This window comes from Acinetobacter sp. V2 (assembly GCF_001188385.1).
Classification (GTDB): domain Bacteria; phylum Pseudomonadota; class Gammaproteobacteria; order Pseudomonadales; family Moraxellaceae; genus Acinetobacter; species Acinetobacter oleivorans.
On the sequence record NZ_JZFB01000001.1, the window covers coordinates 1,677,192 to 1,688,476 of the forward strand.

Here is an 11,285-nt window from a genome sequence, read left to right on the forward strand (position 1 = left end):
GCAATATCTTGCAAACTGTATTTATCAGAACCACGAAGCAATAAGTATGAGGTTAAATCAACGACCGTACCCTTATTAAATAAAGATTTTTCTGTTCCGAAGTCCATCGTAATTGTTGCATAAGTACGATCATCACGTGTTTCAACTGGGAATAAAGCGTACTTCATTCCATTTTTCAGTTTTCCACGGATAATCTTTTTCTCATTACTTTCAACATATTGCTTAGAAGTTTTTAAAAACTCCGCAACTTCTTGTTGATACACCTTTGGATCTTTTAAAGGCTCTGCCTTTGCTTCTACCTGATCTAGAGTTTTAGGTGCTTCTTTTGCATTTTGCTGTTGAGCTTTTTTCTGATCTTCAGGTGTTGGCAAAATATCACCGTCAATTCGATGCTCAGCTACAAGGAATTGTTTTAAAGTTTGATTCACTTGGTCTAACTTAACGTTTTCTACTGAATCTAAATCTTTAAAATATTGATCCCATTGACCGCCAGCAACCGTGTAATCACTTAAACGTGACCCAAGTGCTACCGCATCTTTAGTAATTAAATCGCCTTGAGTTTTCATTAAACTCTTAACACGATTTAATTCAACTTCAGTAAAAGGCTTACCTTTCTCGATACCAGCGAGCAAAGAGCTTTCAACTTTTTTAGGGTCATTACTTGGTGCATAAATGGCACCTAGAAACACCACATTAAAATCTTGGTCTAACCACGTACTTGCATCAACATTTGTGGTAATACCTGTTTCAACCATGTTCTGATATAAATGACCACTTGGCTGCATGGTATATAACAAAGGCGCTAAAGCGAGCGTCGGCTGAATTTTTGTATTTTTACCATTCATATAGATATGGAATTTAGCGAGGTCGCTCCCCTTTTTCACCACAAACTGACGATTTTTTATTTTTGTAGAGTCAAGCACAGGAATCTGTACAGGCTTAGGAACCTCACGTGCCGCGATTGGGCTAAAGTATTGATCAATGGTTTTTAAGACATCTGTCTTATCGAACTTACCTGAAATTACCATGACTGCATTATTAGGCGCATACCAGCTACGATAGAACTGATTCAATTCAGGCATTTTAATAGATTTAAGCTCAGGTAAATCGCCAATCGGTAACCGACCTAAATATTGGTTACCATAAGCTGACTTCCACATTTGATCCATCAGGACAGCAAAAGGCTGATCCATACGGACTTCACGTTCGCGTTTTACGATTTCAATTTCAGAAGGAACAAATTTTTCTTGTAGAACTAATTTATCCATACGTTCCGATTCAAGATATAACACTTCATTGAGCGCAGTCTTTTCCGGACGAACGATATTGGTATATTTGGTCGAGTAATAATCGGTGCTGGCGTTGGTCATCAATGTATATTGATCTAGACGACGCTGGAATTCTTCCCCTTTAACATTTTTTGTCCCCTTAAAAGCCAAGTGTTCAAGCAAATGAGCTAAACCGCTTTTACCTTGCGGGTCATTTAATGAACCAGTTAAATAAATGGTATTAATAAAGATTTTATTTTCTTTGTCGTTCGGTGCAAGTACAATCCGAAAACCATTATCTAATTTATATTCCTCAATATTTTGCTTGCTTTTTACTAGTGTGGTTTGTGCAAAAGACGCAGCACTTAAACCAAGAATACATAGGGAGAGAGTCAGTTGTTTAAACTGCATAAACATATAAATACCAATTAATTTGAATAATAAAAAATCAATAGTTGTGGGACTATAGTAGGAAATTTAAGCTGATATTAATAGTAAAGATTTGAAAAAAAAGCCGTTTATTTAAACGGCCTTATATTTTAAAGAAAAATTTCAGCTTGCATATAAAGTTTTCCATAGCCTGAAATTTCAATACGCTTTTCAGACAGGATATTGCAATATAAAACGCCTCCACGGCTAGAAGCCTGATAAGCCAATATATTATTTTTCCCCAACTTTTCTGCCCATAACGGCGCTATTGCAGTATGAACTGAACCTGTAACAGGATCTTCATCAATACCCGCGACAGGTGCAAAATAACGCGAAACACAATCGTATTGCTGGTCTGCTTTTGAGGTAAGTGCAACATCCATGTCTTTTGCTGTAATAGCAGTACGTAACTTACCTAAAGTTTTGAGCAAACTCATATCAGGCTGCTCATCCAACACATCTTGCACTGACTCATATTCAACAATATAAGCGTAATCATTTTGATAAACCGCTTTAAAGGGTTTGGTTAATGCTTGACGTAAAACAACCGGATAATCTTCGACTTGATGAGCTTTACGAATCGGAAAATTCATTCTGATTTTGCCATCATCATCTTGATGAACGATAAAAAGACCTAAGTTTCGAACATGAAAATTAATGGTCTTTTTTTCCGTAAAATCTTTAAATATTACAAAAGCACTAGCAAGCGTGGCATGACCACAAAAATCGGCTTCAACCGTTGGCGTAAACCAACGAATTTCATAATTTTCAGCGTCTATGATTTTTACAAAAGCAGTTTCAGACAAATTATTTTCAAGTGCTATCTTCTGCATTAAATCTACATCTAGCCATTCTTTTTCAACAATCACAGCCGCAGGATTGCCACGAAATAACTCTTTTGTAAAAGCATCGACTTGATACATTTTCATGATAGTGCTCTCTTTTTTAATAGGTTCATTTTCGAAAATTATTTAAAAGAAAAAAAGATACAGTTTTTTTAAAATTAACATCACAGTGCCAATTTAAGCATATAAAAAAACGGCTCATCCAACGTGGATGAGCCGTTTAATACTCATTCTTAATGATGTTGAGTTAACTCAATTTCATCTTCACTATTTAATATATCTTTATCCGTCTGACCCATAAATTGGCTCGTAACTACGCCAGCAGTCATTGAACCATTTACGTTTAATGCAGTACGTCCCATATCAATGAGTGGTTCAATTGAAATAAGAAGTGCAACTAAAGTCACAGGTAAGCCCATCGCAGGAAGAACAATCAGTGCAGCAAAAGTCGCACCACCACCTACTCCGGCAACCCCAATTGAACTTAAAGTCACAATACCCACTAACGATGCAATCCACATTGGATCTAGCGTGTTAATTCCCATGGTTGGCGCAACCATGACTGCCAACATTGCTGGGTATAAACCCGCACAACCATTTTGACCAATGGTCGCACCAAAAGAAGCAGAAAAACTTGCAATAGATTCAGGAATACCTAAACGGCGAGTTTGCGTCTCAATGCTCAGTGGAATACTGGCAGCACTTGAACGGCTGGTAAATGCGAAAGTCAGAACAGGAGCAACTTTTTTGAAGAACTTAACTGGAGAAACACCTGTCAGGGTCAAAATAATGGCATGCACGACAAACATGATGGCTAAACCTAAATAAGATGCCACCAAGAAACCGCCTAGATTTAAGATATCTGCAACATTCGAACTTGCCACAACTTTGGTCATAAGCGCAAAAACACCATAAGGTGTAAGTGTCATAACAAGTCGAACAAGCTTCATTACCCAAGACTGTAAAGTCTGAATTGCAGTCAGAATACGCTGGCCTTTCTCTGCATCATCTTTCATTAGGTTAAGCGCAGCTATCCCTAAAAAGACAGCAAAAATAACCACACTAATAATTGAAGTTGGGTTTGCACCAGTTAATTCAGCAAATGGATTACTTGGAATAAAAGAAAGAATAAATTGCGGTACACTTAAATCAGTAACTTTGCCTACATAATCTGTATTAATGGCAGTTAAGCGTGCAGTTTCAGCAGCACCTTGCACTAAACCTTTCGCCGTTAAGCCAAACAAGTTAGTAACAAATACGCCTACAAGTGCAGCAATCAGCGTTGTAAAGAGTAAAGTGCCGATCGTATAAAAACTGATTTTGCCTAAAGATGAGGCTTGGTGTAATTTTGCAACTGCTCCCAAAATAGACACAAATACCAAAGGCATAACGACCATTTGTAAAAGTTTTACATAGCCATTTCCAACGATATTAAACCAGCTAATAGATTCAGCAAGAATCGGATGGCCACCGCCATAAATCAAATGTAGTCCTAAACCAAACACTACACCTAGAACTAAGCCAGCCAGAACTTTTTTCGATAAGCTCCAGTCTGTTTTACGTGTTTGGGCGAGTAAAAATATTAACCCGACAAAAACCACAATATTGATGATTAAGGGTATATTCATTCCCAAACTCCAAATTATTGCTTGTGTCATCTTTCAAGGGGGCATATTTGACCATAGCCGGCCTATATAAACTACCCTTTTCAACAATTTTATAGCATCAAGATGATTACAAACTTGCGTGAGAATATAAAATGACTTTTAAATACATATATATCACTTTTAACTTATAAATTAAGTGAGATATTTATGTATAAAAATCAGCCTCTACTTAAGCAACCTTTAATTCAAATTGTTGCTCAATAAAATGAATAAATTGCTTTAAATTGGTTCCCCATGTTTCTGGTAACTGGGCAACTAAATATGTAGTGAAAAAAGCAGATTCTGTATTTAATCCAAAACAATTGACTGAAACTTTATCTGCAACTTTTGTGAGATATGATTTCGGTAATAAAGCAAAACCAACACCCAACTCTACACAGCTCACGATACCGTCAAGGCTTCCCATTTCCATAATTTGCGAAGGCGGAATACTAAAGTCATTCAAGAAAAGCTCTATGGCATGTCGATATGAACAACCTTGCCGAAATGCAATAAATCTGGTCTTTGCAAGGGTTGCCTTGTCTGGAAAACTCTGTTGTTGCTTAGGGCAAACCAAAACCAGCTCTTCATGCCACACAGGAAAACTATATAACTCAGGAATTGAATGTTTAGATGCCACAAAAGCACAGTCCAATTCCCCCTGATGTACCGCATTTAATAAATAACGGGTCGGATGAGTTTGAAGCTCGATGGGCAAAGTAGGATATTGCTGCATAGATTGATTGAGCAACTGTGGCAAACGTATTGCTGCGGTTGTTTCCATGCTGCCCAAGCGAATGGTTTCATTCGGGTCAATATCTCCCTCTTGAAAGATCTTTTTAGCTTTGTCATGCAATGCAATCATTTGAACAGCGTAACTATGTAGCTGTTGTCCGGCATTCGTTAAAGTCACGGGGTTATTACGATTGAATAGAATAACCCCTAACTCTTCTTCAAGTTTTTTTATATGGCTCGTGATATTCGATTGAACCGTATACATTTTTTGTGCAGCCAATGAAAAACTTCCACTCTCTGCAACCGCTAAAAAAAACTCTAGAGACTTAAGTAACATTTCACTATCTCAAAACAAGATAATTACTATCATATTAAATCATTTTTAATGATTGATAAACTCGCTTTTAATAATAAAAAAATTGAGCGTCTTCTCATGTCTACATTTTATCGAATGAGCTTAATTGTCTTTTTGGCGACTTGTCTGGGAATTGGTGTTTTTAGATTTTCCTATACCGCACTCATGCCCATCATGATCGAGCAGTACCACTGGACCCATGATTTTGCCAGTTACTTAGGCAGCGCAAATTTATTGGGATATCTCATTGGTGCCTTATTAGGGCTATTAAGTATTAAAGAAAAGTACATTCCATTCATGATCGTACTTTCGACTATAGCTGGTAGCGTTAGCCTACTATGCTGTTCATTCATGGATATGCCTTTGGTGTGGTTCATTTTCTGGCGCACAATTTCAGGTATTGCTGGCGGCTTACTTATGATTTTGGCACCTAGCTTTGCAATGAAATACATTCCCACCACGCAAAGATTAAAAGTTAATTTTTTAGGATTTAGCGGAATTGGTGTGGGGGTTTTATCTGCCACCATTATTATTCCCCTACTTAAAAATATGCCCGTGCATTATGTTTGGGATATTTTTGCAGGTATTTCTTTATTAGGAAGCTTAACTCTTTATCGCTTATTAAGTAGCAATACTGCCCAGATTATTAAGCCACCATCTCCTACTCTTCAAGTCTCGCAAAAATCACGTTTGGGTCTTGTCATTATCATTGCTTATATGTGCAGTGCCTTTGCCTATATTCCACATTCTTTGTTTTGGATGGATTATTTATCTGGAACTCTGCATTTTCCCTTACAGCAAAGGAATTTATTTTGGGTTCTCTATGGAGTGGGAAGCTGCATTGGTGCATTTGTCGCTTATTGCTTAAGTCGAATAGTGGGATATATACAGGCCATTAAATGGTTATATGGCATTTACTGCCTAGCCGTTATTTTACCTTTCCTTTCACAGACTACTTCTTTACTCGCTTTGTCTTCGCTTCTGACAGGCTTACTGACTCCCGCAACCGTATTTATTAGTTCTTATAGTCTGCTACAGATTTATGAGCAACGTTATCAAAAGCTTTGGAGCCTTGCCACTATTGGGTTTGCTAGCACTCAGCTTTTAGGTGGGGTTGTCATTAGCACTTTGCATCATTTGCATTGGTCTTATGCCCATCTCTTTCTTTTGGGTGGAATCGTTCTTCTTTTGGCGGTTTGCCTTTTATTTCCTGTACGCCCTTCTTTCACCTCAACTCTCGGAGAAACCAAATCGTGAAAACTCTGCTCTTTCCTTTATTTCTAGTTGCTTTCGTTCTTATTATTCAAGCCCTAGACCAGAGTTATCAAAAGAAAACAGGTTTTATTAAAACTCCGAAGCATCCCGAATTTATGCAATAAAGAAAGCCCTCAACCGAGGGCTTTCTTATGCAAAATTTATTTAATCTTCCATGTGTTTGATAATCGCATCACCAAATTCAGAACAACGTAACAAGGTTGCACCCGGCATTAGGCGTTCAAAATCGTAAGTTACGGTTTTAGCTGCAATCGCTCCAGCAATTCCTTTAATGATCAGGTCTGCAGCTTCTGTCCAGCCCATATCACGTAGCATCATTTCCGCAGAAAGAATAATAGAACCCGGGTTTACTTTATCCTGACCTGCATATTTAGGCGCAGTGCCATGAGTTGCTTCATAAACTGCAATTGCACCACCAATATTTGCACCTGGTGCAATACCAATACCGCCTACTTCTGCTGCCAAAGCATCAGAAATATAATCACCATTTAAATTTAGAGTAGCAATAACGGAGTAATCTGCTGGACGCATGAGGATCTGTTGTAAAAACGCATCTGCAATGACATCTTTAATAATAATGTCTTTACCAGTTCTAGGATTTTTAATTTTAACCCATGGACCACCATCAATTAGTTCTCCACCGAAACGATCTAGAGCCAACTCATAGCCCCACTCTTTAAATGCCCCTTCGGTGTATTTCATGATATTGCCCTTGTGAACAAGGGTCACAGAAGGCTTGTCATTTTCGATTGCAAACTGAATGGCTTTACGGACTAAACGCTGTGAACCTTCTTTCGAAACTGGTTTAATTCCAATACCACAGCCTTCAGGGAAACGGATTTTTGTGACACCCATTTCTTCTTGAAGAAACCTAATCACTTTTTTAGCTTCTTCAGAATCGGCTTTCCATTCAATACCGGCATAGATATCTTCCGAGTTCTCACGGAAAATCACCATATCTGTTAATTCTGGGTGCTGAACAGGTGAAGGAACGCCTTCAAACCAACGTACTGGACGTACGCAAACATATAAATCTAATTCTTGGCGTAAAGCAACGTTGAGTGAACGAATGCCTCCACCCACCGGAGTCGTTAACGGACCTTTGATAGATACAACAAATTCTCGAAGTGCTTCGAACGTTTCTTCCGGCATGTAGTTGCCATAAATTTTATTGGCTTTTTCACCGCAATACACTTCCATCCATTCGATTGAGCGCTTGCCACCGTAAGCTTTTAAAATAGCAGCATCTACGACTGCTTTCATGGTTGGCGTAATATCCACACCAATACCATCACCTTCAATGAAAGGAATAATTGGATGATTTGGTACGTTCAGTGACAGGTCTGCATTTACTTTAATTTTGTCGCCGTCAGCAGGAACTACGATCTTCTGATAACCCATTGTGTAAATTCTCCCTTTTATAATACTTAATTAACTAAAAATAATTATCGATAAACAATACTTTCAACTTTTATTAACGCATAATAGCTTAATCGAATTTAATTCTTTTTGAGATTTATGTGGGAAATAAGCAAATTTCACACTTAAATATAGCTCAATGTTTTCTCTAGTTATTTGAAAGAAGAAGCCATTTTTTATGAAAATTGTGATTCTCAACAAGCCATATGACGTTCTCTCCCAGTTTCGTAAAGACGAAGCGCACATGACCGTCTCGGACTTTGTTGATGACCCGACTTTGCGCTTGGCAGGCCGTCTTGATATGGACTCTGAGGGTTTAGTTTTTTTAACCGATCATGGTGGTCTGAATCAGTTCATTACCAATCCTGCAAATAAAAAATACAAAACGTATTTAGTTCAAGTTGATGGCGATGTAACTGAAGAAGCGCTTGAGCAGCTTCGTAAAGGTGTAGAACTTAATGATGGTATGACGCTTCCAGCTACTGCCATTAAAGTAAGTGAACCTGAGTGGTTATGGGAACGTAATCCACCTGTACGCTATCGTGCAAATATTCCAACATCTTGGATTGAAATCTCTATTTGTGAAGGTCGTAACCGTCAAGTTCGTCGTATGACTTCCGCGGTAGGTTTTCCAACTTTACGTTTAATTCGTACTAAAATTGGTTCAATTGATTTAGTTCAACTCGGTTTAAGACCTGGTGATGTGAAAGAAATTGAGCCTTTGCTTTATCCTGACTTTAAAGATGTTCCTGCGGAAGAGCCTTATCGTTCACGTTCATATGTGAAAAAACCAGGTGGTACTGGCGGCAAACCGATGGTTCGTAAAAACAAAGATGGTTCTGCGAAAAAGTCTGGTACAAAACGTATTTGGCAAATGGATGAAAGTGAAAAGCCACGTCGTAAGACCAATGGTACAACTCGTCCAAATACAAAAGCACCACGTGGTCGTGGACGTAATAGTCGTTAATATCTAAATTTTCAAAGCTCACTTCGGTGGGCTTTTTTAATGCCATTTATTTTTATAAAAATAAAAAAGCCGGTGTATAAACACCGGCTTTTGAGCTATTCACTAACAAGTTAGTAATTAAGCACCAACAGTTGCAAGAGCTGCATTAAATGTAGCACTTGGACGCATTACAGCATCTACTTTTGCTTTATCAATTGCATAGTAACCACCGATGTCAGCTGGTTTACCTTGTACTTGAGCAAGTTCAGCAACAATCTTAGGTTCTTCTTCAGCTAAAGTTTTTGCAAGTGTAGCAAATTTAGCTTTTAACTCAGCATCTTCGTTCTGTGCAGCAAGTGCTTCTGCCCAGTAAAGTGACAAGTAGAAATGGCTACCACGGTTGTCAATCTCACCTGTACGGCGTGATGGAGACTTACCATTATCAAGTAACTTGTCAGTCGCTTCATCAAGAGTCTTCGCAAGTAACTTAGCACGAGCATTATTTTCTTTAATGCCCATTTCTTCTAAAGAAGCTGCTAGAGCAAGGAACTCACCAAGCGAATCCCAACGCAAGTGGTTTTCTTCAACAAGCTGTTGTACGTGTTTTGGCGCTGAACCACCCGCACCAGTCTCGTACATACCACCACCCGCCATAAGCGGAACGATAGATAACATTTTCGCAGAAGTACCAAGTTCCATAATTGGGAACAAGTCAGTTAAGTAGTCACGTAAGATGTTACCAGTCACAGAAATAGTGTCTAGGCCACGTACTACACGCTCAAGTGTGTAACGCATTGCACGAACTTGAGACATAATCTGGATATCAAGACCAGTCGTGTCATGATCTTTTAAATACGTTTGTACTTTCTTGATCAATTCATTTTCGTGTGGACGGTACGGGTCAAGCCAGAAGATCGCAGGCATGCCTGAGTTACGTGCACGAGTTACTGCAAGTTTTACCCAGTCACGAATCGGAGCATCTTTAACCTGACACATACGCCAGATATCGCCTTGTTCAACATTTTGAGTCAATAACACTTCACCAGTGTCAAGATCGGTAATGTTTGCAATACCAGCTTCTGAAATTTCAAAAGTCTTGTCGTGAGAACCGTATTCTTCAGCTTTTTGAGCCATCAAGCCAACGTTCGGTACAGTACCCATAGTCTTCGGATCGAAGTTACCATGCCACTTACAGAAGTTGATCATTTCTTGGTAAATACGGGCAAATGTTGATTCTGGCATAACAGCTTTAGCATCATATTGCTTACCATCAGCACCCCACATTTTACCACCGGCACGGATCATTGCTGGCATAGAAGCATCAACGATGATGTCGTTTGGTGAATGGAAGTTTGTGATGCCTTTTGCCGAGTCAACCATTGCAAGTGCAGGACGGTGTTCTTGACAAGCATGTAAATCTTCAATGATTTCTTCACGTAATGAAGTAGGAAGAGTTTCGATTTTCTCGTATAACCCAGCCATACCGTTATTAACGTTAATGCCTAATTCGTCAAATAACTTACCGTGTTTTTCGAAAGCTTCTTTGTAGTAAATTTTCACACAGTGACCGAAAACGATCGGGTGTGAAACTTTCATCATTGTCGCTTTTACGTGTAGAGAGAATAAAATTCCCGCTTCTTTACAATCATCAAGTTCTTTTTCATAGAAATCACAAAGTGCTTTCTTGCTCATGAACATTGAATCAATGATTTCGCCGTCTTGAAGCGCAACTTTTGGCTTAAGAACAATGCTCTTACCACTAGTCGTGATAAGTTCCATTTTCACATTACGTGCGCGATCAAGTGTCATTGATTTTTCACCATGGTAGAAGTCACCTTCTTCCATATGTGAAACGTGAGTTTGTGACCACTGTTTCCACTCGCTCATTGAATGAGGGTGTTTTTTCGCATAGTTTTTAACTGCTGCTGGAGCACGGCGGTCAGAGTTACCTTCACGAAGGACAGGGTTTACTGCTGAACCAAGGCACTTACCATAACGAGCTTTGATTGATTTTTCTTCTTCGGTTGCGGGATTTTCCGGATAATCAGGAATTGCATAGCCTTTTGATTGAAGCTCTTTGATACATGCAGTTAATTGCGCAACAGACGCACTGATATTCGGGAGTTTGATAATGTTAGTATCTGGATCTTGTGTAAGACGACCAAGCTCTGCAAGGTTGTCGGATACCTTTTGCTCTTCACTTAGGTAATCAGCGAATTCTGCGAGCACACGTGCAGCTACAGAGATGTCACTTTTAATAATCTCGATGCCAGCTGGCTTAGTAAAGGTCTCAATGATCGGCAGTAGCGAATAGGTCGCCAATAGTGGCGCCTCGTCAGTCAGTGTGTAAATAATAGTTGACTTTTC

The 11,285-nt window shown here is 38.9% G+C and carries 9 protein-coding genes; 3 read left to right on the forward strand and 6 right to left on the reverse strand.

Annotated features, from left to right (window positions below; genetic code table 11):
• The 4 genes from UC75_RS20675 to UC75_RS07715 form a co-directional block, all read right to left on the reverse strand.
• Positions 1–1,685, reverse strand: a 1,685-nt coding sequence (locus UC75_RS20675) for a M16 family metallopeptidase (protein WP_228137163.1), incomplete at its 3' end; no start/stop codon positions are given.
• 122 nt (positions 1,686–1,807) lie between these two features.
• Positions 1,808–2,626 (reverse strand): PhzF family phenazine biosynthesis protein, encoded by an 819-nt coding sequence (locus UC75_RS07705; protein WP_049837217.1) that lies wholly within the window; start codon positions 2,624–2,626, stop codon positions 1,808–1,810.
• Positions 2,627–2,775: 149 nt separating this feature from the next.
• A complete protein-coding gene (locus tag UC75_RS07710; protein ID WP_005307367.1) occupies positions 2,776–4,170 on the reverse strand; it encodes an L-cystine transporter in 1,395 nt (464 codons plus the stop codon).
• A gap of 208 nt (positions 4,171–4,378) precedes the next feature.
• Complete coding sequence (locus tag UC75_RS07715) at positions 4,379–5,260, reverse strand: LysR family transcriptional regulator (protein ID WP_005307370.1); 882 nt, start codon at positions 5,258–5,260, stop codon at positions 4,379–4,381.
• A gap of 48 nt (positions 5,261–5,308) precedes the next feature.
• On the opposite strand from UC75_RS07715, the gene UC75_RS07720 reads away from it, so the two are divergent.
• Complete coding sequence (locus tag UC75_RS07720; protein WP_049837218.1) at positions 5,309–6,535, forward strand: YbfB/YjiJ family MFS transporter; 1,227 nt, start codon at positions 5,309–5,311, stop codon at positions 6,533–6,535.
• Complete coding sequence (locus tag UC75_RS18735; RefSeq protein ID WP_075383506.1) at positions 6,532–6,657, forward strand: hypothetical protein; 126 nt, start codon at positions 6,532–6,534, stop codon at positions 6,655–6,657. Before UC75_RS07720 ends, UC75_RS18735 begins: the two co-directional genes overlap by 4 nt.
• Before the next feature lie 40 nt (positions 6,658–6,697).
• On the opposite strand, the gene icd is transcribed toward UC75_RS18735, so the two are convergent.
• Positions 6,698–7,954 (reverse strand): NADP-dependent isocitrate dehydrogenase, encoded by a 1,257-nt coding sequence (gene icd / locus UC75_RS07725; RefSeq protein WP_004790792.1) that lies wholly within the window; start codon positions 7,952–7,954, stop codon positions 6,698–6,700.
• Between the two features lie 196 nt (positions 7,955–8,150).
• Here icd and UC75_RS07730 point away from each other — a divergent pair, with 196 nt between their 5' ends.
• A complete protein-coding gene (locus tag UC75_RS07730; protein ID WP_049837219.1) occupies positions 8,151–8,939 on the forward strand; it encodes an rRNA large subunit pseudouridine synthase E in 789 nt (262 codons plus the stop codon).
• 117 nt (positions 8,940–9,056) lie between these two features.
• On the opposite strand, the gene UC75_RS07735 is transcribed toward UC75_RS07730, so the two are convergent.
• Positions 9,057–11,285 (reverse strand): NADP-dependent isocitrate dehydrogenase (locus UC75_RS07735; RefSeq protein ID WP_128825216.1); only part of this gene is annotated, 2,229 nt, incomplete at its 5' end.